Below are 21,611 nucleotides of genomic sequence, written 5' to 3'. Positions count from 1 at the left end.
CAGAGTAGGTCTAACGTCGACTTCGGGCACGGATCACGATCGACGAGAGGTGGACGGCGTGAAATTGGGGTTGGTACTTGCCGGTGGCGGCGTTGCGGGAATCGCCTGGGAAACAGGTTTTCTGTTGGGCCTTCAGGACAAATCACCGGACACTGCCGCTGCGCTGCTGACGGCGGACGTGTTGATCGGCACTTCCGCAGGTTCCACGGTGAGCGCTCAGATAGCGAGCGGCGTGACACTGCAAGAACTTTTCGACGCACAAACAGCGGAGGCGACCGGCGAAATCGACCCGAAGGTCGATGTCGAGGTACTCGGTCAGATGTTCGTCGACGCGATCGCAGGATCGCAGGACCGGGCCGAGCAGCTCCGTTTTCTCGGCGAAGCAGCGATGAGAGCCGATACCGTCGAACCTGCCGTGCGTCGCGCGGTCATCGAGGCGAGGCTGCCCAATCGGTTGTGGCCCGACCGGGAGTTGCGCATCCCGGCGATCAACGCACAGACCGGTGAGTTGAGGGTGTTCGGCAACGCTGACGGCGTAGAACTGATCGACGCAGTCGGAGCAAGTTGCGCCGTACCAGGGGTGTGGCCGGTAGTCGTGATCGAGGGCGAGCGGTACATGGACGGCGGAATGGCGAGTGGCTCGAATGTTCATCTGGCTGCCGACTGCGATGTGGTCGTGGTTCTTTCACCCGCAGCCGACCCCGCCCCGAATCTTCTGGGCGGCAGTCTACGAGAGGAAATCGACGTGATGACGCCCTTGCCCGTGCTGCCTGTCTTCGCCGACGACGCCGTCGTCGAAGCGATCGGAACGAACTCGCTTTCACCGACAACCAGGCGCCCCGCAGCCGAACTCGGCCGCGAACAGGGCCGTCGAACCGCCGACGAGATCGCCGCGTTTCTGGTGACGGCATGAGCGCCGCACGGATTGCCGTCGTCGTGCGCCCGGAGCAATCTCCGGAAGATCTGGTTCGACATGCCAGGTATGCAGACGAAGTCGGTATCGACGAGGTCTGGTTGTGGGAAGACTGCTTCTTCGGCGGAGGAATAGCCACTGCTGCAACTGTATTGGCTGAGACCGATCGCGTGGGTGTGGCGATCGGTGTGCTGCCGACCCCGATGCGCAACACCGCGATCACGGCGATGGAGATTTCAGCGCTGGCCAGAGTTCATCCGGATCGACTACGGGTTGGCTTCGGTCACGGCGTTCAGAGTTGGATGCGGCAGATCGGGGCCAAAGCCGAATCGCCGTTGACCCTCCTGCGGGAGCAGTTCGGAGCAGTCGAGCGGCTACTGGGCGGTGAGTCGGTGACGGTGTCCGGTCGATACGTGAATCTCACGGACGTCACGCTGGCGTGGCCACCGGAGACGGTGCCGCAGTTGCTCGTCGGCGCCACGGGGCCAAAGACTTTGGCGCTCAGTGGCGAGTTGGCGCAGGGCACCGTGCTCTCGGGTGGGACGACCCCGGACGGCGTGCGTCGGGCGATCGCTCACATCGGGGCGTCGGATCACGAGGTCGTCGTCTACGTCATCTGTGCTTTCGGTTCCGGCGGTCGTGAGCGCGCCCTTGCCGAGGCCGCAGCGTCCGGTAGCGAGTCGCCGGAGGATGCGATTGCCGTGGGCAACGCGGCCGAAGTCGCGGCAGCAACACGGCGATGGGTTGCAGCAGGTGCAACCACCGTGGTACTCCAACCGACTGTTGACGAGCCGGATGTCCGCGAGTTCATTCGCTTTGTCGCGCAGGAGGTTCAACCCCTGGTGGCGTAGTTCAGAAGGTTACTCTGGACAGAACCGCGTCGATGTCGGCAGTGCTCACGTCGCGATGTGTCACGAACCGAACCTTCCCGGCAACGGTGACCGCGCCGACATCGACAGCGGCGAGCTGAGCAACGGTGACCGACGGATCGGCTGTCGCGGCCAGAACGATGTTGGTGGCAGGTTCGTCGACGGCCCAACCGCGTTCACGAAGCCCCGACGCGAGGCGCTGCGCGTTGTCGTGATCGTCGGAGAGGCGAGCTTGTGAGCGCAACGCGACGATGCCGGCTGCGGCCAGCACTCCGCCCTGACGAACGCCGCCGCCGAGCATCTTGCGGATCCTTCGGGCTTCGGTGATCAATTCGGGTGATGCGGCGAGTATCGAGCCGACCGGCGCACCGAGTCCCTTACTCAGGCACACCTGAACGGTATCGGCGCCGGAAGTCAATTCGGTGGGCGAAACATCGAGTGCAACAGCGGCATTCCAGAGACGGGCGCCGTCGAGGTGAATCTTCAAGCCGCGTGATCGCGCTGCGTCGACCAGCTTCGTCCATTCGGTCGGATTCATGACGGCACCGCCGGCGAAGTTATGAGTGTTCTCGAGACAGAGCAGCGTGGTGTTCAACGCGAAGTACGGGCCGGGGGAGCCCGCCGCCTTCACGACAGTCTCGGGGGTGGGACGTCCGGGTCCGCCGTCGTGCGGCAACGCCATCGGCATTCCCTGGGCGAGCCAGGCAGCGGTGCCCAATTCGGAGCCCAAGACGTGAGAGTGTTCCGGTGCCAGGAACTGATCGCCGCGGTGAAGGTGCAGCATCAGCGCAATCAGGTTGCCCATCGATCCGCTCGGCACCCACAGTGCCGCCGGTAAACCCAGAGTGTGCGCCACCTCTTCCTCGAGCGCCGCCATGGTCGGGTCGTGATCGAGGACGTCGTCACCGACCTCGGCGTCGGCCATCGCCTTCCGCATCTCCGCATCAGGCTTGGTGACGGTGTCCGAGCGTAGGTCGATGTACGACGAAGTCATGGCTCATTCGATCAAGCCGCGTGTTCCGGCGTCAAACCGCGGTATTTCCAGGACGGCTCTTCCGGCCTGATAAATCGATATCGCTGAGGATGCTTTCCGTGTGATGATGAGCGCCGGCAATCGCCGGTGACGAGAACAAGAAGTGGAAGGGGACAGGCATGCGCGACTGGAAGCAAGCGTTGCACCTGCGCGGGCACTCACCCCGCGGTATTTCCCATCCCGCATTCGGGGAACAGAGCGGCGCTGGATATATGCCGTTCCCCATTTCTTGCATTTGCTCCTGACCCGTCTTCGTGTCCAGGAGTTTCACTCCTCGACGCGAACTGAGAACTCTCATGCGGAACCCGAACCGCGCACTTGCTCACAGTTGGATGAACCGCCCCGTCCGGGTACTCAACGCCACGTACGAGTACCTCGGTGAAGTGAGCGCCGATCGTGCGATCGTCCTGATCGCCACCGGCTCCGCGCAGTCCGCCGAAGACGTGATCCCGATATTTCCGGTGCGCTCCAAGCACGTCGAAATCCCACTTCCGAGGACGATCCTGCTCGCCGAGTACGTGTACGTTGCTCACCGGGTGACGGTCACCGATTCCAGTCGGGCCACTTTTGCCGGTGTCTTCGACCGGGACGGTCGTCGATGTGCGTACTGTGCCGCCCGGGCAACGACCATCGACCATGTCCAGCCGCGGAGCCGTAACGGGCCCAACACGTGGGGAAATCTGATGGCGTGCTGCAGTTCCTGCAATCAGCGCAAAGCGGATCGCACACCGGCCGAGGCCGGTATGCGGCTGCTGTGGGAGCCGAAGGCACCTCGGCGCATCGAGAAAGTGCAGCAGGAGATCTGGCGTCGATTGAGTCGGACGTGACGGTCGGAAGGAGTAAGTGATGTGCGCTGACGAAATCTCGAATCTAGCTGAGCTTCTGCCGATCTCGGACGACCGAACCTGGTGGCAGGCGGAATGTCGAGGAGACCCCGAGCCGGACCGCTGGTTTCCCTTTCCGTCCGAGGGATACGACTACGCGACCGACGTGTGCAACAGGTGCCCGATTGCGGAATCGTGTCGCGAATTCGCCTCTGCCACTGGCCAGACCGGAATCTGGGGAGGAGTGAAGTTCGAGCAGGGCAGGATCGTCGCGGCGTGAGGGATCAGATTCCCGGCTCCGCGGCGATCGTACCGGCCGATACCGCCCGGCACAGAGCGTCGTGGTCACGTTCGGTTTGATCGGCGTAGAGCCGAGCAAACCGGGTGAGGGCGGTGTCGACCGTGTCCGAGGTTCCCAGGTAACCGGAAATCAGTGACGCGCCACTGGTTCGTGCGTGTCCCTTGGCCAGTAGGCGACCGCAGATCGCGACATAGTCGGTCAAGGCTGCTGCATCGATATTGTTCAGGTCCACAGAACCTTTCATGTTCCGGAACTGACGGACGTAGTACTGGCGGTCGTCCACGGTGCACCACCCGAGCAGTGGATCACTGACCGTCTGGAGAGCTTGCTGGTATTCCGCGACGCGTCGTCCTTGGTGGTCGTGCCAGGCCGAGTCGCCGTGCACGAAGGGCGCAACTACGGATCGGCGAGCCTGCTTGAGCTGCAAGAAGATGACGTCGTCCGGGATGCTCCCTTCGCACAAGGCCACATAGGCGCGCAGAGCGACACTCCCGACTCCGACAACCCGGTGCGCGACGTCGATGACGTTGTATCCCGAGACGACTCGGCGCCAGTGTGGTGCAAGGGTTTCGAGATACTCGTCCAGACCCTCCAGGAGGAAGTCGGTGTCCTGCGGCGTGAGTCGTGTTGTGAGCGGCGGGTTCTCGACCAACTGGCGCCGTCCGTGATCCTCGACGGTGAACCGCGGCACCGCATGGTCACTCGTACGCCGCCGGGCGCGCTCCGCGGCGCGCCTGATCTCGGCCAGCAACCCAGGATCGGTGACGTGGTCGGTGAGTCCGTCGAGATCGACCCGGTCGAAGGAGCGATCGAACAGCGGACGCTCGGAGAGCTTCGCCAAGTGGAGGCGATACGCGGACACACACGAGGTTGTTGCTGTTTCGCATTGAGCTTCGGTGAGACCGTTCTGCCGACCGGCCACCCAGATGCTCGCAGCCAGCCTTCGTAGATCCCATTCCCAGGGGCCGGGATGTGCTTCGTCGAAATCGTTGAGGTCTATGACAAGTTCGCGTTCCGGAGATCCGTAGAACCCGAAGTTTCCGACGTGCGCATCTCCACAGATGACGGGAGTGATGCCGGTGGACGGCAGCTGCGCCATGTCCTCTGCCATCAATCCGGCGGTACCGCGCAGGAATCCGTATGGCGAAGCGACCATTCGCCCCACACGGATCGGAACCAACCAGTCGAGTCTTCCCTCGTGTGCCGTGTTGACCTGATCGACCGGGTCACGTCGATCGGATGGGGGCGTCCAGTCGCCGAGCGACGATCGCGCCACTCGCTTGCGCAGGCCTTTCCCGATCTTGCGACGCTCACTGCGGGGCGTCTGACGCGCCCGCAAAGTCGCCCTGCCGTCCGGTTCGTTCTCGAGAGCCAGCTGACCGGCAGGCCTGTTCAGCGGGTCCATGTCGGGCTCTCTTTCGTCGGGCGTGCGAAACTCGCGCTCGATCTTATGCCCGCCGGATTGTGCGCCGCGCGACGAGTTCCTTAACTACCCGCCTGGGCAATCAACTCGACAGCGCGGTCGGCGCACAGTTCAGGATCCGGCATTCTCCCGATACCGAGGCATTCGACAACGGCGAACGACGCATCCGGTGTGGTTTCCACGCCGAGCGCCCACCCGAAGTAGTGATTCCAGGCGAGTACGGCTCGGTGGCCACTGTGCTGCGGAATCTCGCTGCCCAGAACGAGTACTGCGTCGAACGCGGGGCCGTCGCACCAGATGACCGATTCGGCGAAGGTGGAGCTGGCGACGGCGACTACGTACCTGTGACAAGTCGATTCACTCGGAATGGCGATGTGTGCACGCATGGTCGCTCCTCCGGCTCGGTTGCGATCGGAGGGTTCCCCGTTGCCGGCGCCGAAAAAACGCTTGTCAGATTACGTCCCGGCCACAGATCTACGACGCAGACGGTGCCTGAGATGTTTTTGTGCTGCCCGCGCGACCGAGCGAGTCGAGAGATACTGTTCGGCCGGTATCAACCGGGAACCGAACAAGTAGAACCTTCGGGCTTCGTCGTGGTCGTGGGTGGCCGCGGAGATGAGCAGACGTTCGATCGCGGTGAACTTTCGCCCACCGGCGTAACCACTCATGTAGTCGATGTGATTCGTCATACTCGCTCTGGCGCTACGGTATTCGGTCAATGCAGCGTTCACGTTCCGATGTGAGTCGAGTGTGTCTGCCGGCGTCTCCGTCAGCATGTGCGCGGTCGCATCGACCAGCATCTGAGCGGTCTCGAGTGCCCACGAGCATCCGATACCCCACAACGGGTCGTTGGTTGCCGCAGCGTCGCCGATGAGTGCGAACCCGTTACCTACGGGTTCGGTGAGGGTTGTGGAGAAGTGTTTGGTACCAACGATCTTTCCGACGATGTGCTCTCGCCGAACAAGCGGAGCGCCGGGTAATGCGTTGGCGTACTCGAGGAAAGCAGTAGACAGGTCGTCAGCGAACGAGCCGAGCTTGTCGAGGGCAGGGAAGACCACCAGCACGCTGATTCCGCCGTCGTTGGGGAGCAGATAGGCGACGTCGGGATCCATGAACCACGACAATGACGTTTCTCCGCCGGGTCGTTCAAGTCCGGAGAGTTGGGCGAAATAGCTGAAACGCCCGTTGGATGCAGTCACGGAGTCACAACGAGCGGATCGTGCGACGGTCGAATCCTTGCCGTCCGCTCCGACGGTCAATCGTGCTTCGACAGTGAAGACCGAACCCTGTTCGGTGCCGTAGACGCCTGCAGTAGTGCCGTTCTCGGTCAGTAGTCCGGAAACGCGATGCCCGAGAAGAAGGTCGACGTTCGGGTAGTCGTTCGCGAGTTGGCGCAGTAGGGGGTCGAGAGTTTCCCTTCGGACGTTGAACCCAGGTGGCGGTGAGTTCTCTGCGGCATCAGGGGTGATCATTCCCCACGGGGTCCAGAATGTCGGAACGGTTTCCACCATTCCCAGGGCGAGCAGTTTTTCCGTGGCGCCGAGTCGTTGCAAGATCGGGGCACCGCACGGTTGCAGGTGGTGAGTGCACAGGACTTTGTGCGCCCGGATGTCGGAGCGAGCGTCGAGAAGCGCTATCCGCAGACCTTGCTGGGCGTACATGATTGCGGCCGCGCATCCCGCGATGCTCGCGCCGACAATCACAACGTCATACTTTTCCCGTGCCTTCGAAGTCACTCGATCAGCTTAATGCATAAGGTTATAACTTAAATATGACTGGATTCAGTCATCGTGTTCGGGCGTTAAGTCCCGAACTGCGGCCCGGATGGACTGTTCACGAAGCTCGTTCTCTCTGCGCAGTTCACGACGCCGACGCCCGGCCTCGAAACGCTGCCTGGCGATTGTTCCGGTCGGCCGGAGTTGGGGTACCTCAGCCGGTTTCCCGTCGCTTCCCATCGCCACCATCGTGAAATAGCAACTATTGGTGTGTCGAGATTTTCCGAGAAGAATGTCTTCGGTTTCGACTCGAATTCCGATTTCCATCGAGGTGCGCCCGGTGTAATTGACGGAAGCGCTGAACGTGACGAGTTCGCCGACATGCACCGGTTCGCGGAACACCACACGATCCACCGACAGGGTCACGACGTAGGTCTGCGCGTATCGACTCGCGCACGCATAGGCAACCTGGTCGAGAAACTTCAGAATCGTTCCGCCGTGCACGTTGCCCGAGAAGTTTGACATGTCCGGCGTCATGAGGACGGACATGGACAAGGTTTGTTTCGATGCTTGCTGCGATGCTTGCTTCAATTCAGGTAGGGAGTTCGATTCAGACATCAAGCGGGCCTCTTCGGTTCGGTGGACGGTGAAGAGACCGTATCCGGCAAAGAGGGTTACCCGCGCGTTCGGAAGAGCGCGGTGTCAGAGTTCGGGACAGTGCCCGTGTGGAGGACGTATTCGCTGGTGGCGACGGGGCCGGCCGCGCTCGACCTGAGACAGGGTGCGAGCGTCGAGCGGAGGTGCGCTGACATCGAAGCCCAATTCCCTGCGCCTCGAACCGCCTCGCGAAAGTTCTTCAACGCCGGCGCCTGGTCGCACAGTTCCTCGACGGGATCCGAACCGGCTGGTAGTTGCCACTCGAGCAGGTGCGAGGCCGAGCTCACCGACTCCAATCCAGCTGCTGCCTTCTCGAATTCGCTCGGGCTCGACCATGTCGTCGGTAGTGGTGTGATGCCATTCCACGCCGAGGCGGCCTCCCTTCGGAGTGCTGCTGCCCACCCGTTCTCCGACCACGTTGCGACACAAATGCTTCCACCCGGGCGGGTCACCCGCATCATCTCTGCGAGGGCGATCGCAGGGTTGGGACAGAAGATGATCCCGAAGATGCTGACACAGGCGTCGGCGCTCGAATCCGACCACGGCAGAGACTGTGCATCGCCGATCGTGAAGGTGGGTTCGGTAGTTCCGGGGCGAGGAATCCAGCGTTCGCGCGCGACCTCCAGCTGGCTGGCGGAGAGGTCGAGTGCGTGGACCGCGATCCCGGACTGGGCCGCCGGGAGCGTAAAGTTCCCCGTTCCGGCGCAGACGTCGTACGCCGTGCTCACGTGCCCGATCGAGCGCAGCGCCTCTGTCGATGCAGGTGAGAGTTGTTCGGCAAGAGGGGAATATGCCGCACCGTTCCAGTTTCCCCGATTCACGACAAGCTCCTTTCGACTGCGTCGATGACCGTATCGAGCGCTGCGCCTGCCGCACGCGCTGCTTCGCCGGGGTTGCGTTCCTCGATGGCAGCGATCAAGGGTCGGTGCTCGTCGACGTGGAAACCTGGACCGACACTGACGGCGGACAGCGAATCCGTCACGGCGGCAAGGACTCCCCGGTAGACGTCGATCAGTGCGGAATTGTGGGACGCCTCGACGATCGAAAGGTGCAAGGCCATGCCGGCTTCGACAGTGAAGCCGCCGACGTGACCGGGGTGGGCATTCCAGGCTGCATGTATCCGCGCGAGATCTTCGGGGGTGTGGCGCTGCGCTGCAAGTCGCGCGGCTTCGACCTCGAGTCCGCGTCGCAGGCTCAGTACGTCGAGAACGTCACCTATGGCGAGCCTGCGCCCGAGTAGTCCTTCGACCGGCGACGCCGCCATGACGTACACGCCGCCACCGTGACGAACGGACAGAACTCCGGCGTGGGCAAGCGCCCGTACCGCTTCGCGCATGGTGTTTCGGGCGACTCCCAATTCTTCGACCAATGCGGTCTCCGGCGGGAGTTTTGATCCGACGGGCCATCGACCGGTCGAGATCGCCTCCTCGATCGCCGCGGCGACGATGTCTACCTTGCGTCCGGAATCGGCCATGTATGTCACCTCGGATAAGTGGGTCAATGACTTGATCGAGGTTAGCGTGCCCGACCAAGTGGGTCAATGACTCGGAAATTACCCGCGTACGTCCAGGCTGCGGGCGTAGTGCTCCTTGAATACCTCGAGATGTGCCCAAGATTCCAAGCCGCTGACACCGTCGATCCCGCGGATTCGTTCGGACAGCGCATGCAGGTCGCTCGAGGAGTTGGCGGCAACCGTCGCGATCACGTCGTATCGTCCGAGGGTCCGGGCGAGGAATTCGATTCCGGGCAGCGACTCGATCTCCGATACCGCGTTGTCGTCCCGTGAGCCCAGATTGACGCCGATGCCCATTGCCAGCGTTCGGCCACCACCTCGCCGCTTGACGACAGCGCCGACGCGCAGTGCCGTGCTCGCGATCAGATGATTGACCCGGTTGCGCACGGCGCTCGGCGACAGTCCGGTGTGTTCGGCCAGCTCGAGAAAGGGCATTCGCCCGTTGCGCTCGAGCAGTTCGATCAACGCGACATCTGTCGAGTCGAGTCGGATATCGGCTTGTAAAGCGGTCTCGGGCATGAAGATTCCCTTGATGACGTCGACGTAGACCAGCGTGCTCACGGATCGAACGCCACGTTGTGAGCGGAGTTCGGCGATGGCACGGTACAGATCGTCGTGACTGGGCACCCGAAGTTCCGCAATCACGTTGTACTGCCCGCTGACTGCCGAGATGTAGACGGCGGCCTCGGATGCGATCAACGCGTCCAGCACCGGGGTCATCGGTCCGGACACTGCGATCGAGACGTGTGCAAGCGCCTTCAGCCCGAGAAGTTCGGGGTGCGCGACGGCCACTACGGACACCGTTCCCGAGTCGAGTAGCGCCTGCACTCTGGTGGACACCGCCGCTCGTGGGGCGTCGACCGCCACGGACAGTTCGCGGTACGTCGCTCGCCCGTTGCGCTGAAGTGCGGCAATGAGCTTGGAATCGAGATCGACCGTCATGGTTGCCCCAACTTTTCCAGAGATTTTTCTGTATGAGCTTCCTATTAGAACAGTCGCATGTGGCCATGGATGATGTGGATAAGTGCAGAAATGCTCGAAAACTCATACAAAAAAGTTGTATACCGCCTGGTCTGAAACTTTGATGCATTGCATAGCTCCAGGTCAGGGCGTAGTTTTCGCTCAACACGCAGTGACCTGCACCACCATCTCGACGAAGGACCACCATGCGCAAGTTGCACACGCACGAAGCCTCGCCTCTCGACGCCACCGGCACGATCTTCACCGGCGCCAAGATCCACACCGTTGACGACAGCACGGTGGGAGCCGAAGCGTTCCTGGTGTTCGGAAACCGCTTTGCAGCGGTGGGAACGCTCGAGGAATGCCGCACGGAGGCGCGTCGGCTGAGCACTCGCACAACCGCGGTGGTCGAACTCGACGGCGCCACCGTCGTCCCCGGCTTCGTCGATCCACATGCACACCCGTTGATGTACGGGCAGATGCTCAGCTGGGTGGACTGTGGGCCGGAGAAGGCACATTCCATCCCCGGAATCATTGCGCTACTTCAGGAAGCGGCGCTCACAGCACCTGCGGGTGTCCCGATTCGTGGTTACGGCTACGAGCACCGCAACCTGATCGAAGGGCGTCACCCGCTCAAGGAAGAGCTCGATCAGGTGGCCACCGATCGCGAGGTCTACCTCATGAACGCGAGCGGTCACGGCGGCGTCGTCAACTCCTTCACTTTCGACAAGCACGGTATCGACGCGAGCACCGAGAATCCGGCCGGTGGCGAGTTCTTCCGAGATGAAGACGGCGAACTCACCGGTGAGCTCTCCGACGCCGCGTGCAACATTCTCACCGGCGTCAACGGAGTGAAGGTCGGCCATCACGGCCCCAACTTCCATCTCGAGGACGAGCCGGAAGAGCACCTTCGCCAGCTGTCGGTCGCTCAGGACAAGTTCCTGGCCGGTGGCGTCACCACCATCGGTGACTGCCAGGTGACCCGGCGTGAATTCGACATGTACCTGCGTCTGGCCGAGCAGGATCAGCTCAAGACCCGCGTCAGCATGTACATGCTCAGCCACCTCCTCGATCACGTCATCGACACGGGAATGCACGGCGCCTTCGGCAATTCGCGGCTCGCGTTCGGGGGCATCAAGTTCTACGCCGACGGCACACTCGGCGGCTGGACCGCATACTTCCCCGACGGCTACGTGGGCGACCCGTGCCGCACCGGGCAGCTCTACCACGAGCCGGCGGACTACTCGGAGCTGATTGCCAAGGCACATTCGGTGGGTCTGCAGACCGCCACGCACGCTCAGTCACCGACCGCCATCGACATGGTGCTCGATGCCATCGAAGCTGCGCAGAAGGCTCACCCCGACGCCGACGCTCGTCACCGCATCGAGCATTGCGGACTCCCGACGGCCGAGCAGATCGCAAGGATGAACCTGGCCGGTGTCTACCCGGTGAACCAGCCACAGCACTACTACAACTGGGGTGAGGGCGTGACCGCTGCGATCGGCACTCCGGGCGAGCGGTTCAACCCGCTCGGCGAGTTCATCGCTGCCGAAGTTCCCGTGACCATCAGCTCCGACGCCCCCGTCGCAGAGCCGAAGCCGCTCGAAGCAATTCAGGCAGCCGTTACTCGTGTGACGCGTCAGGGCCATCAGCTCGGCTCCGATGCACTCCGCATCACCGCCGACCAGGCATTGCAGGCTCATACCCTCAACGGTGCGCGTGCGCTGGGCCGCGAAGCAGAGCTGGGCAGCATCTCGGTCGGCAAGCGGGCCGACTTCGTCATTCTGGGCGCGGATCCCCTCGAGGTTCCGGCCGACGCGATTGCGCAGATCGAGGTCCGAGAGACCTGGATCGACGGCGAACTCGCACATTCAGGTCATAACCACCTATTGTCGAGCACTTCGACCACCGAGGAAAAGTAATGAACCGAGAGCAACAGATCGTGAAGGCCCGCAAGGCGGGATTTGCAGCCTTCGTCGGTACAACTATCGAGTGGTACGACTTCTACGTGTATGCCACGGCAGCCGCCCTGGTGTTCGGTGACATCTTCTTCCCACCCGGAACCGACCGCCTGACCGGCGTTGCGGCGGCGTTCGCGACATACGCCGTCGGTTTCTTCGCTCGCCCGCTCGGCGGAATCGTGTTCGGCCATGTCGGTGACAAGATGGGCCGACGCACCGCATTGGTGGTGACTTTGACGCTGATGGGTGCAGGCACGTTCCTCATCGGCATGTTGCCCACTTACGCGTCGATCGGGTTCTGGGCGCCGTTACTGCTGGTACTGCTCCGCTTCGTCCAGGGCTTTGCCGTCGGCGGCGAATGGGGCGGCGCGGTCCTGATGGCCGTCGAGCATGCACCCGAGGACAAGAAGACCTTCTACGGCGGTTTCGCTCAGCTGGGCAACCCGGCCGGCGCGCTCCTGGCCACAGGTTTCTTCAGCATTCTCTCCACCTTCGGCGACGACGCTCTGCGCGAGTGGGCTTGGCGACTGCCGTTCCTCTGCTCGGCGCTGCTGATTCTCGTCGGCTTGGTCGTTCGCCTGAAGGTCGAAGAGTCCCCGGTTTTCGAATCCGAGGTGAAGTCCGCGGACGTACCGGAAATGCTCCCGCTCAAGTACGCGCTGGTGACCAACTGGCGCCCGATCATCCTGGGCATCGGCATTCTGCCCGTCGCAGTCGGCGGCTACTACCTCGTGACGACCTTCATCACGGCATACGCAACCGACCCCGATGTCGGATTGTCGGAGACGTTGATTCTCAACGCGCTGAGTGTCGCTGCAGTGGTCGAATTGATCGCGACTCTCGGCGTGGCGTGGCTCGGCGACAAGGTGGGACGCGTCCGCGTCGTCATCTGGGGCCTTGCGGCAGTCGCGATTCTCGCAGCGCCGCAGTTCCTGGTGCTGAAGTCCGGATCCGTGTTCCTGATCTTCCTGACCTTCGCTGTCATGCGACTGGTGCTGGCGGCCACGTACGGCCCGATCGCCGCCGTCCTGTCGCAGATGTTCAAGCCGCAGGCCCGCTACACAAGCATTTCGTTGGCGTACCAGGGTGCAGGCGCGATCTTCGGTGGGTTGTCTCCGCTGGTGTCGACGCTGATGTACAAGGCAACCGGCAGCATCTGGCCGGTCATCGCACTGCTGATCGGCATGTGCGTCCTGAGCATCGTCTGCCTGCTCTTCGCTCCGCAGCATGTGGACGAGGCGACAGATACCGACGGTGCTCCGCAGGGCCTGAACAAGGAATCGGCTTCCGCCTGATTGCCGAGAGTCGGCTTCCGCCTGACAACTGAAAACACGACAGCTGGGGCAGTACACGATTTCCGTGTACTGCCCCAGCTGTCGTTTCAGGTCAGTTGTCGTTCAGCGCCGGTTACGCGCCGACGAGATGGCGATGAAAATGATCGCTGCGTCGGTGGGCCTGGCTGAGATTTCTGATCTCACGCAGCCAGAAGTGAGACGCCAGCGTGTTACTGCTTCCGTAACCAGTGCCGGACGTGTCTTCGTCGATCAGGGCGACAAGCGCTTTGATCAGGCTGGTGACCTTGAGGTTGTTGGTCTGAGAATGTCGGAGCAACAGCTCGGCGGCTTCGTCGGTGCTGCAACGGTAGAGGGTGCAGACGATTTCGATACCGCGCTCGCGGATCCGGCCCGAAGTAGTCGGGATCCGTAGACCGTTCGTCGAGTTGCTGTTCGTCTGGTTGTTCGTGTCGTCGGGGTGAATCATGGTGTTGATCAAGGTATTCCTTTAAACCGCAGGGTCTTTGGGCCCGTGCGGTGTGTAGCGCATGTTGATACTGGTGCAGTCGGTACGCGATTGGCGGCGGACTCCGTCGGAGCCTTCGGCCTGGTCAACAATCTGCGGGACTGATGAAAGTGCGTAGTGATCAAAGGCGCGGATTTGCACCGAACTGGAAGTCTGCCCCTGGAACGAATACTGGAACTGTTGTTCCGGGCGAAGCGACCGGCTGCCTGACTGACGGCTGCCCTCTGATAACCCCACCGTACGTCATCGATTGAGTTTCAGCTAATTCTATTTCGAGCGGCTGAGAGCACTGTGGCCCGTATTACCTGCTCAAGAGGCATTTATGTGGCCGATTATTGCTTGCTTGGTGGTAGCCCAGGCGTCGGTCGTCGGGTTGCCGAACTCGCCGTGGCCGACGCCGGGAAGTTCGATCAGATCGACCACGTCGCCTGCTGCTCGGGCGGCACGGGCATAGCGCCGACTCTGTTCGACCGACACGACCTTGTCTCCGAGTCCGTGGATCACCGTGACGGGGAGGCCGGTGGGGAGGTGCTCGATCGGTGATGCGATGCGGTAGCGATCGGGATGATCGGTAGGCATGCCGCCCAGAAGATTTCGAACAAATCGATCTTTGCCCGCGGTTGCGGCGAGCGTCATGTCGAAGACGCCGGCCATGATCGTCGTCGAGCGAACCGGCACCGAGAGGTTTGGTTCCGGGGCGTCTGCACCCTGTTGGGATCGCGATGCGACCCAGGCGGCAAGTTGTCCACCCGCGGAGTAGCCGGCGATGTGTACACGGCTCAAATCCAGTCGCCCGGAGGCCTTTTCCTGAACGATGCCGGCCAGAGCGTTGGTGGCCGTAACGGTATCGGAGAGCGTGGTCGGCCAACCACCCTGACCGCCGACGCGTCTGTATTCGATGTTCCAGACCGCAATTCCGTACGGGGTCAGGGTTTTTGCCCACGCGCCCGCGTATTCGAGATTGCTCTTCTGGGCCCATCCACCGCCGTGAATGAGTACGACGACCGGCAGGTCACCGTCCGATCCTTCTGGAAGATACAGATCGCCGAAAGTGTCTGCGGCCGCGGCGTAGGCGATGCGGACCGGAGCGACGTCGCGGTCGAGGCCGGTCGCACTGCTGACAGATGCGAGGAGGGCGAGTGCACAGACCAGCACTACGGCGAGATACCCGGCCAAGCGGTCGCGGGAGCGGTGCGCGATGACCTGATTCCTCTCGGCAGGCGACGGACGATAATTCGGAAATCAGTCTATCGGTGCCAGGTGAATTTATGGTGTGAGCGAATGGGCCGTGCTCGCTCGCACGCGGAGTTCGCTACGCGTATAGCTCTGAACTGGGGGTTCGTCACCGTTGACCAGAGCCAACAGTGCATCTACGGCCGCTGCCGCCTGTTCTTGGGGGAAGAAGTCGAAGGCAGTGATCGGGGGCTGGGAAACCAGCAGGGCGGGTTCGTCACTGTCCTGTGCAATCAAGACGTCACCCGGAATCGACAGCCCGAGATCGAGGGCCGCTCGCGCCGCTGCCGGGGCGCAACCGAGAATCAACGACAGGATCGCGTCAGGCGGAGTCGAGGAGTCGAGGGCCTCGCGGGTGGCCGCATACGCGGCCCCGATGAGGCCTCCGACGGTGCTGGCGCCCGGAAACGACGTCAATTCCTCGCTGGTGCGTGGTGCCACGCCTCGGGCGCGGCACCACTCGAAGTAAGCGAAAGTCGTTGCGCGGGTCCACTCCGAATGCATTCCGGGAGTGAGGACGAAAATGTCCCTTGCGCCACGTTCGGCGAGGTGGTTCAGAAGAGTCTCCGTGGTGGAGACGAGGTCCGGTGAGGTGGAGTATCCGAACTGCCCGGATTGTCCAGGACCCACTGCGACAGAGGGGATTCCGATCTTCTGCAGAACCTCGACGCGCGGGTCGTCGACCATCGGGTCGACGACCAGTACGCCGTCCATCTCGATGCGCCGCAGTCCGTTCGGATCTTTCATCGACGGCAGTAGGAGGAGTGAGTGATCGGCGTGGAATGCAGCCTGGGTCGCGGCGGTCGCCACGCGCCCGTACCAGTCGAAATTGAGGTACTCGGCCGATGACAGTTGGTCGGGAGCGGGGAGCATCAACCCGAGGGTGGCAGTCCGGCCTGACCTGAGATTCTGGGCCGACCGATTGGCACGGTATCCAAGGCGGTCGGCAACCTCTCGAACCCGAGCGCGAGTGGCCGCGTCGACCCGGCCCTTGCCGTTGAGTGCATAGGAGACCGTGGACACCGCGACGCCGGCGGCGTTGGCGACATCACGAAGCGTCGGCGAAACAGGGGTAGCCACTGCGGATCGTTTCTACTCGTTGGTCGGTTTGTCTCCAGCCTATCGATCAATCGTTTCGGCATGTTGCGTGCACCGGTGAGGGGCACCTCAAAACAAAACGTCGAATCGTTTCAGCGCAGGTATTGACACTGATGAAACGATTCGGCACTCTCTTAGGAACACCGGGCGAACGTCGAGAGAAATTCGGGCGAACCTCGGGAAACCTGACCAGGCAGGCGCATACTTGCCTTAACTCGCGGAGCCTCCCCATGACCGAAAAAACCGACCCTCCCGGTGCAGGAACGCATTCTGAATCCGGTTCTCCCACGTCATCCTCGGGCCTGCGCGCCGGAACTATCAACAGCCGTCATCTGGTCTTCTTCGTCATCGCCGCAGCGGCGCCACTGACGATCCTGGTGGGATTCGCGCCACTGGGCCTGATGGTTTCCGGCGCTGCGCTTCCGGTGGGGTACGTCGTTCCCGGGATCGTCTATCTACTGTTCGCCGTCGGCTTCACGGCGATGAGCAGGCATATCCGCGGCGCGGGCGCGTTCTACGCCTACATCACCGAAGGGCTCGGAAAAACAGTCGGCGCAGGCGCCTCTGTGCTGGCTTACATCGGCTATCTCGGTGGCCAGATCGGATTCGTCGTCGCTTGCGGCATCTTTCTCTCGTCGACGATCGAGTTGTTCTTGGGAGTAACCGTTTCCGTCTACACCTGCGCATTGGCGGTCGCAGTTCTGGTCGTGGTGGTGGGATATCGCAGGGTCGATATCGGCGCGAAGGTGCTGGCCGTTTTGATGGCGCTCGAGCTCGGCGTCCTCGCAGTCTTCTGTGTGGCGGTTCTGTTGAAAGGCGGCCACGAAGGACTGTCGCTCGACAGTTTTTCGCCGTCGACCTTCATGACAGCCGGACTGGCGAGCGTCTTCGTGTTGACCTTCACCTCCTTCGTCGGTTTCGAGCAAACGGCGATCTACAGCGAGGAAGTTGTCGATTCCAAACGCACAGTGTCGCGTGCGACCTACACAGCAGTCACTGTTCTGGCTGTGGTCTACGCATTCTGTGCTTGGGTGATCGTGCAGGCCGTCGGCCCGAGTCGGATGGGCGACCTACTCGGCGGTGACCCGTCCGAGCTGATCTTCGATCTCAACAATGAATTTGCCGGCTCCATGATGACCGACGTGATGCATCTGTTGATCGTCACGAGCTTCTTCGCGGGTTGCCTTGCCCTCCACAATGCTTGCAGTCGCTATCTGCTCACCATGGGGCGCGCGAAAGTCTTTCCTGCCGCGCTTGCACGGGTTTCGCCGACCACTGGAACGCCGAGCGTCGCCGGAATCACACAAGGCGCACTGGTATTCGCGGCAATCGCCGGCTTTGCGCTGACGCCCGCAGACCCGTACACCCAAGTAGTCGTGTGGACGAATACACCAACGATCATCGGTGTGCTGGTGTTGCAGGTTCTCACTTCCGTCGCCGTGCTCAGGTTCTTCTCGCAGGATTCTCGCGGTGAAGGTCTGTGGCAGAGGTTGATTGCACCCTCGCTCGCTGCAGTGGCGTTGATCGTCGCGCTCGGATACCTCTTGATGAACATGAGTGACCTGACCGGGTTGACCACCGCGCAAAACTTCTTGTTGGCAGTGCCATTGCTGTTGGCTTTCGCATTCGGCGTGGGACGCGGGATGCGCGTACGTGAACACTCGGTCGAGGAGTTGTCGGCATGAGCGAATACGCATGGTCGGTCCCCGGAGGGTTGGTCGAACGTCCCGGAATTGTTCCGGGCGCTCCCGAGATATGGGTCTATGCGGACAGGTTCTCGTACTTCGGTGGTGACACCGTCTCGATCCGAGTGCATACCACCGCAGAAGAATACGACCTCGAAATTGTTCGAGACGGCGCCCGGCCGCAACAGGTCGCGCAATACGTCGGTCTGCCGGGCAAGCAGCAGCAGACGCCTGCCGACGCGTACGCAGTGGGCTGCGACTGGTCGGAATCCCTTGCCGTCGAGATAGATCCGAAGTGGACGTCCGGCATGTACTTGGTTCTGGTCCGGATGCTCCACGAAGGGGTGACTATTGAGCGGGAGGGCTTCTTCGTCGTCAAGGCGCGCGAACCCGAGCATGCCGACTTCGTACTCATTCACACCACCAGCACGATGTTGGCCTACAACGACTGGGGTGGGGCAAACCACTACCGAGGTGTTCCGGACGGCTCCGGCGATGTGCCGACACCGATTTCCTCGACGCAGCGTCCCGTCGCGCGGGGGATGTTGCGCAAACCCGAGGGCGCAGCACGCAACATCCACACCGACACACCGGGAATCGGATGGATACCCCGTCACCCGCCGTACGAATGGGCGTGGGTGAACGGCTACTCGCGTCACCATGCGGACGCCTTCTGGGCCACTTACGAGAGGCCGTTCACGGTCTGGGCGGAAGAGCAGGGGTTCCGCGTCCACCACGTGACACAACACGATCTGCATAACGATCCGTCAGCGCTGCATGGATATTCATGCGCAGTTGTCGTCGGTCACGACGAGTACTGGTCCTGGGAGATGCGTGACCGCATAGATGATTTCGTCGAAGAGGGTGGTGGTCTGGCGCGATTCGGCGGGAACTTCCTGTGGCAGGTACGCCTCGAAAACGACGCACAAGTCTGTTACAAGAATCCGTTCGACGATCCGATGCGAGAAGTCGACCCGACCCGGGTGACGACGGCGTGGGATTCGCCCGAGGTTGCCCGACCGGGGGCGTGGACGATGGGATTGACCGGCATGGCCGGTGTCTACAATCGTTACGGTGCAACAACTCCCAGGTCTTCGGGCGGTTTCACGGTATACCGGCCGGATCATTGGGCGTTGAACGGAACCGACCTGTACTACGGAGACAACTTCGGGATCGCCCCGATCTGTGTTGCCGGATTCGAGATGGACGGCGTGGATTTCACGTTCCGGAAGGGCCAGCCGTATGCGACCGGCGTCGACGGCGCTCCCGAGGATCTGGAGATCATCGCGATGGCGCCGGCAGTTTCGGGTTCGCGGGACAAATGGAACGGGAAAGTTCCGATCGGTGCGCCTTTCGCCGAAGTGCAGGGAATCATCGAATGCTTCTATGGCAGTGAGCCTCCAGATCACCTTCGTGATCTCGAATACGGATCGGGAATGGTCGCCTGTCACAAGCGAGGTCTCGGCTCCGTGTTCAACGCAGGTTCCACCGAATGGGTGAACGGGCTGATCCATCACGATCCGTTCACCGAACGAATAACTGCAAACGTACTGAATCTGTTTGCTGCACGAATTTCCAGCTCCAACACGAAGGAAAAATGACATGAGTGTCAACGACATTCGAATGTTCGGGCCAGGGCAGGGGACGCGGTTCATCCCGGAGTGGGGTGACGACGCGAGCCCGAACTGGTCGGAATCCGAATGGAGGTCGTTCGGAGATCCGAACGGGGAATACTTCGGCGGTGGTTGGGAAGGCGAGCCCGGCACGCTCTTGTGCGACCCGTATCCGTACGACGAGGTCTGCATCATGATCAGCGGCCGGGTGGCGCTGATCGACCTCGATGGAAACCGTCGCGAATTCTCCGCTGGGGAAGCATTTTTCGTGCCGCAGTCGTTTCGCGGTACCTGGGAGACGGTTGAGCCGTCGAAGAAGTTCTTCGTCGCGCTCCCCGGATCGCGCTCATGACGGTGGAAACTTCGATGACTGTCGCAGCGTTTGGTCACGTGATCAACGGAACGTGCGAGAGCCCGGCAGGTAGACTTTCCGTGCTGGTCGATCCGGTGACCGACAATGTATACGCCCGTGCTGCCGTCGGTTCCGCCGATGACGTCGACCGAGCCTGCCGTTCGTCCGAGAAGGCTGCGCGGTCCTGGCGCCGGTCCACCCCTGCGCGCCGTCAGGAGTTGCTGCTGGCCCTCGCGGACGCGCTGGAAGCAAACGCGAAATATTTCCTCGAGGTCGAATGCCGCAGTACCGGCAAGCCTCTCAGGCAGGTGCGAGACGACGAGATCCCGCAGTGTGTTGACTTTCTGCGGTACTTCGCGGGTATTGCCCGCTCTCTGCCGGGCGTTGCCGCAATGGAGTACACGGAGGGTGCTACGTCTTATGTCAGACGTGAACCCATTGGCGTGATCGGTGCGATCGCTCCTTGGAACTACCCGTTGATGATGGCGGTCTGGAAGATCGCGCCGGCACTCGCGACGGGAAACACCCTCGTGCTCAAGCCGGCCGAGGAGACGCCGGAAACCGCGGTGATGCTGGGAGTGCTTGCAGCGCAGATCTATCCGCCCGGGGTGTTGAACGTAGTGTGCGGCGATCGCGATACCGGAGCCGCGCTCGTCGCTCATCCGGTTCCTCGGATGATTGCGCTGACGGGATCGACGAGAGCGGGTATTTCGGTCGCAAAGGCCGCGTCGGAAGACGTCAAGCTGTTGCATCTCGAACTCGGAGGCAAGGCACCCGCCGTTGTTTTCGCCGACGCGGACCTCGACGGCGCAGTCGCGGGGATTGTTGCCGGGGCCTTTTACAACAGCGGTCAAGATTGCACCGCTGCGACGAGGATTCTCGTTCAAGAGGAGGTTGCGGAGGAGTTCACCGAGAAGTTGACGGCTGCGGCCGCGGACTTGAGGTTGGGCGGACCGGAATCGGGCGATTGTCTCGGCCCCCTGGTCAGCCGCGCTCACCGTGATCGAGTGGCGGAGTTGGTAGAGAGACGCTCAGAAAATACGAACGTATGTATTGGCGGGGGAAAGCCAGCTGGACCAGGGTTTTTCTATCTGCCGACTGTTATTTCCGGGGTGCAGCAGGAAGATGAGCTGGTCCAGGAAGAGATATTCGGGCCGGTTGTCACCGTACAGTCGTTCTCCACCGAGGCTGAAGCGATCGAACTTGCGAACGGGACCAAGTACGCTCTCGCGTCGAGCGTGTGGACGTCCGACCACGGCACCGCGATGAGGATGACGGCCGAACTGGATTTCGGCTGCGTCTGGGTGGGAGCCCACGGAATGCTCGCCGCTGAGATGCCTCACGGTGGATTCGCCGGGTCGGGTTACGGCAAGGATCTGTCGGAGCTCGCACTGGCGGAGTACACGAGGGCCAAGCACGTCATGCATGTGACGAGCGTCTGACTCCTCGGCAATATCCAACGACGGCCACCTGCCCGCGCTGCGGGACGGTGGCCGTCGTCGTGCCTCGGTGGACCTGCAAGCTGCTGTTTGAATATGTTGCAGTGCAACATGTTTAGAGAGAATTTTCGTTGATTCGGGTCGCGAATGCCGGTAAAGTGACGTGTGCAACATTGCGCACTTCGGCGCACATTCAACCCCACTTTCAATTCTGACTCCAGG

General features: G+C 61.9%; 21 protein-coding genes. 10 read left to right on the top strand and 11 right to left on the bottom strand.

Annotation, left to right across the window (positions count from 1 at the left end):
- Positions 1–49: 49 nt before the first annotated feature.
- The gene (locus tag RA302_RS27450; protein WP_030536135.1) at positions 50–913 is read left to right on the top strand and encodes a patatin-like phospholipase family protein; all 864 of its coding nucleotides are present in this window, start codon (positions 50–52) and stop codon (positions 911–913) included.
- Positions 910–1,764 carry an LLM class flavin-dependent oxidoreductase gene (locus RA302_RS27445; RefSeq protein WP_030536134.1) on the top strand — a complete coding sequence of 285 codons (855 nt, stop codon included), beginning with the start codon at positions 910–912 and terminating at the stop codon, positions 1,762–1,764. Before RA302_RS27450 ends, RA302_RS27445 begins: the two co-directional genes overlap by 4 nt.
- 1 nt (position 1,765) lies before the next feature.
- Here RA302_RS27445 and RA302_RS27440 read toward each other — a convergent pair whose 3' ends face one another.
- The gene (locus RA302_RS27440) at positions 1,766–2,776 is read right to left on the bottom strand and encodes a GntG family PLP-dependent aldolase (RefSeq protein WP_007730456.1); all 1,011 of its coding nucleotides are present in this window, start codon (positions 2,774–2,776) and stop codon (positions 1,766–1,768) included.
- A gap of 335 nt (positions 2,777–3,111) precedes the next feature.
- Here RA302_RS27440 and RA302_RS27435 point away from each other — a divergent pair, with 335 nt between their 5' ends.
- Both RA302_RS27435 and RA302_RS27430 read left to right on the top strand, forming a co-directional pair.
- The gene (locus RA302_RS27435) at positions 3,112–3,642 is read left to right on the top strand and encodes an HNH endonuclease (protein WP_030536133.1); all 531 of its coding nucleotides are present in this window, start codon (positions 3,112–3,114) and stop codon (positions 3,640–3,642) included.
- 19 nt (positions 3,643–3,661) lie between these two features.
- Complete coding sequence (locus RA302_RS27430) at positions 3,662–3,919, top strand: WhiB family transcriptional regulator (RefSeq protein WP_003943196.1); 258 nt, start codon at positions 3,662–3,664, stop codon at positions 3,917–3,919.
- 4 nt (positions 3,920–3,923) lie between these two features.
- On the opposite strand, the gene RA302_RS27425 is transcribed toward RA302_RS27430, so the two are convergent.
- The 7 genes from RA302_RS27425 to RA302_RS27395 form a co-directional block, all read right to left on the bottom strand.
- Positions 3,924–5,345, bottom strand: a complete 1,422-nt coding sequence (locus tag RA302_RS27425; protein ID WP_030536132.1) for a DUF2252 domain-containing protein — start codon at positions 5,343–5,345, stop codon at positions 3,924–3,926.
- 80 nt (positions 5,346–5,425) lie between these two features.
- A complete protein-coding gene (locus tag RA302_RS27420; RefSeq protein ID WP_003942947.1) occupies positions 5,426–5,749 on the bottom strand; it encodes a DUF6292 family protein in 324 nt (107 codons plus the stop codon).
- A gap of 69 nt (positions 5,750–5,818) precedes the next feature.
- Complete coding sequence (locus RA302_RS27415) at positions 5,819–7,099, bottom strand: NAD(P)/FAD-dependent oxidoreductase (protein ID WP_030536131.1); 1,281 nt, start codon at positions 7,097–7,099, stop codon at positions 5,819–5,821.
- Between the two features lie 45 nt (positions 7,100–7,144).
- A complete protein-coding gene (locus RA302_RS27410) occupies positions 7,145–7,696 on the bottom strand; it encodes an acyl-CoA thioesterase (RefSeq protein WP_042451572.1) in 552 nt (183 codons plus the stop codon).
- Between the two features lie 56 nt (positions 7,697–7,752).
- A complete protein-coding gene (locus RA302_RS27405) occupies positions 7,753–8,556 on the bottom strand; it encodes a class I SAM-dependent methyltransferase (RefSeq protein WP_030536129.1) in 804 nt (267 codons plus the stop codon).
- On the bottom strand, positions 8,553–9,209 hold the full coding sequence (locus tag RA302_RS27400) for a FadR/GntR family transcriptional regulator (RefSeq protein ID WP_030536128.1): 657 nt from the start codon (positions 9,207–9,209) through the stop codon (positions 8,553–8,555). Before RA302_RS27400 ends, RA302_RS27405 begins: the two co-directional genes overlap by 4 nt.
- A 78-nt stretch (positions 9,210–9,287) precedes the next feature.
- Complete coding sequence (locus tag RA302_RS27395) at positions 9,288–10,190, bottom strand: Lrp/AsnC family transcriptional regulator (RefSeq protein ID WP_007730473.1); 903 nt, start codon at positions 10,188–10,190, stop codon at positions 9,288–9,290.
- A 224-nt stretch (positions 10,191–10,414) separates the two neighbouring features.
- On the opposite strand from RA302_RS27395, the gene RA302_RS27390 reads away from it, so the two are divergent.
- Together RA302_RS27390 and RA302_RS27385 are read left to right on the top strand one after the other, a co-directional pair.
- A complete protein-coding gene (locus tag RA302_RS27390) occupies positions 10,415–12,130 on the top strand; it encodes an amidohydrolase (RefSeq protein ID WP_030536127.1) in 1,716 nt (571 codons plus the stop codon).
- On the top strand, positions 12,130–13,464 hold the full coding sequence (locus RA302_RS27385; protein WP_003942898.1) for an MFS transporter: 1,335 nt from the start codon (positions 12,130–12,132) through the stop codon (positions 13,462–13,464). The genes RA302_RS27390 and RA302_RS27385 overlap by 1 nt, the downstream gene beginning before the upstream one ends.
- 112 nt (positions 13,465–13,576) lie before the next feature.
- On the opposite strand, the gene RA302_RS27380 is transcribed toward RA302_RS27385, so the two are convergent.
- From RA302_RS27380 to RA302_RS27370, 3 genes are all read right to left on the bottom strand, one after another.
- A complete protein-coding gene (locus RA302_RS27380) occupies positions 13,577–13,942 on the bottom strand; it encodes a hypothetical protein (RefSeq protein WP_007730475.1) in 366 nt (121 codons plus the stop codon).
- A 336-nt stretch (positions 13,943–14,278) separates the two neighbouring features.
- Positions 14,279–15,145 carry an alpha/beta fold hydrolase gene (locus RA302_RS27375; protein WP_030536126.1) on the bottom strand — a complete coding sequence of 289 codons (867 nt, stop codon included), beginning with the start codon at positions 15,143–15,145 and terminating at the stop codon, positions 14,279–14,281.
- Positions 15,146–15,235: 90 nt separating this feature from the next.
- Positions 15,236–16,282 carry a LacI family DNA-binding transcriptional regulator gene (locus RA302_RS27370; protein WP_030536125.1) on the bottom strand — a complete coding sequence of 349 codons (1,047 nt, stop codon included), beginning with the start codon at positions 16,280–16,282 and terminating at the stop codon, positions 15,236–15,238.
- A gap of 248 nt (positions 16,283–16,530) precedes the next feature.
- Here RA302_RS27370 and RA302_RS27365 point away from each other — a divergent pair, with 248 nt between their 5' ends.
- Genes RA302_RS27365 through RA302_RS27350 form a run of 4 tightly spaced genes read left to right on the top strand, consistent with a single transcriptional unit; the run spans position 16,531 to position 21,392 of the window.
- The gene (locus RA302_RS27365; RefSeq protein WP_007730482.1) at positions 16,531–17,985 is read left to right on the top strand and encodes an APC family permease; all 1,455 of its coding nucleotides are present in this window, start codon (positions 16,531–16,533) and stop codon (positions 17,983–17,985) included.
- Positions 17,982–19,586 (top strand): N,N-dimethylformamidase beta subunit family domain-containing protein, encoded by a 1,605-nt coding sequence (locus RA302_RS27360; protein WP_007730498.1) that lies wholly within the window; start codon positions 17,982–17,984, stop codon positions 19,584–19,586. The genes RA302_RS27365 and RA302_RS27360 overlap by 4 nt, the downstream gene beginning before the upstream one ends.
- A 1-nt stretch (position 19,587) precedes the next feature.
- Positions 19,588–19,950 carry a cupin domain-containing protein gene (locus RA302_RS27355; RefSeq protein WP_007730501.1) on the top strand — a complete coding sequence of 121 codons (363 nt, stop codon included), beginning with the start codon at positions 19,588–19,590 and terminating at the stop codon, positions 19,948–19,950.
- A complete protein-coding gene (locus RA302_RS27350; protein ID WP_051720832.1) occupies positions 19,947–21,392 on the top strand; it encodes an aminobutyraldehyde dehydrogenase in 1,446 nt (481 codons plus the stop codon). The genes RA302_RS27355 and RA302_RS27350 overlap by 4 nt, the downstream gene beginning before the upstream one ends.
- The last annotated feature ends 219 nt before the right edge of the window (positions 21,393–21,611 follow it).

Source organism: Rhodococcus sp. DN22 (assembly GCF_036669995.1).
Classification (GTDB): Bacteria; Actinomycetota; Actinomycetes; order Mycobacteriales; family Mycobacteriaceae; genus Rhodococcus_F; species Rhodococcus_F erythropolis.
The sequence above is the reverse complement of the archived record's forward strand: the minus strand, read 5'-3'. Positions and strand labels throughout refer to the sequence as shown.

Bases quoted from the DNA above. Each gene is read 5' to 3' on its own strand.
- RA302_RS27445 (WP_030536134.1), top strand. From the start codon at position 910: ATGAGCGCCGCACGGATTGCCGTCGTCGTGCGCCCGGAGCAATCTCCG.
- RA302_RS27440 (WP_007730456.1), bottom strand. From the start codon at position 2,776: ATGACTTCGTCGTACATCGACCTACGCTCGGACACCGTCACCAAGCCT.
- RA302_RS27435 (WP_030536133.1), top strand. From the start codon at position 3,112: ATGCGGAACCCGAACCGCGCACTTGCTCACAGTTGGATGAACCGCCCC.
- RA302_RS27430 (WP_003943196.1), top strand. From the start codon at position 3,662: ATGTGCGCTGACGAAATCTCGAATCTAGCTGAGCTTCTGCCGATCTCG.
- RA302_RS27425 (WP_030536132.1), bottom strand. From the start codon at position 5,345: ATGGACCCGCTGAACAGGCCTGCCGGTCAGCTGGCTCTCGAGAACGAA.
- RA302_RS27420 (WP_003942947.1), bottom strand. From the start codon at position 5,749: ATGCGTGCACACATCGCCATTCCGAGTGAATCGACTTGTCACAGGTAC.
- RA302_RS27410 (WP_042451572.1), bottom strand. From the start codon at position 7,696: ATGTCTGAATCGAACTCCCTACCTGAATTGAAGCAAGCATCGCAGCAA.
- RA302_RS27400 (WP_030536128.1), bottom strand. From the start codon at position 9,209: ATGGCCGATTCCGGACGCAAGGTAGACATCGTCGCCGCGGCGATCGAG.
- RA302_RS27395 (WP_007730473.1), bottom strand. From the start codon at position 10,190: ATGACGGTCGATCTCGATTCCAAGCTCATTGCCGCACTTCAGCGCAAC.
- RA302_RS27390 (WP_030536127.1), top strand. From the start codon at position 10,415: ATGCGCAAGTTGCACACGCACGAAGCCTCGCCTCTCGACGCCACCGGC.
- RA302_RS27385 (WP_003942898.1), top strand. From the start codon at position 12,130: ATGAACCGAGAGCAACAGATCGTGAAGGCCCGCAAGGCGGGATTTGCA.
- RA302_RS27365 (WP_007730482.1), top strand. From the start codon at position 16,531: ATGACCGAAAAAACCGACCCTCCCGGTGCAGGAACGCATTCTGAATCC.
- RA302_RS27360 (WP_007730498.1), top strand. From the start codon at position 17,982: ATGAGCGAATACGCATGGTCGGTCCCCGGAGGGTTGGTCGAACGTCCC.
- RA302_RS27355 (WP_007730501.1), top strand. From the start codon at position 19,588: ATGAGTGTCAACGACATTCGAATGTTCGGGCCAGGGCAGGGGACGCGG.
- RA302_RS27350 (WP_051720832.1), top strand. From the start codon at position 19,947: ATGACGGTGGAAACTTCGATGACTGTCGCAGCGTTTGGTCACGTGATC.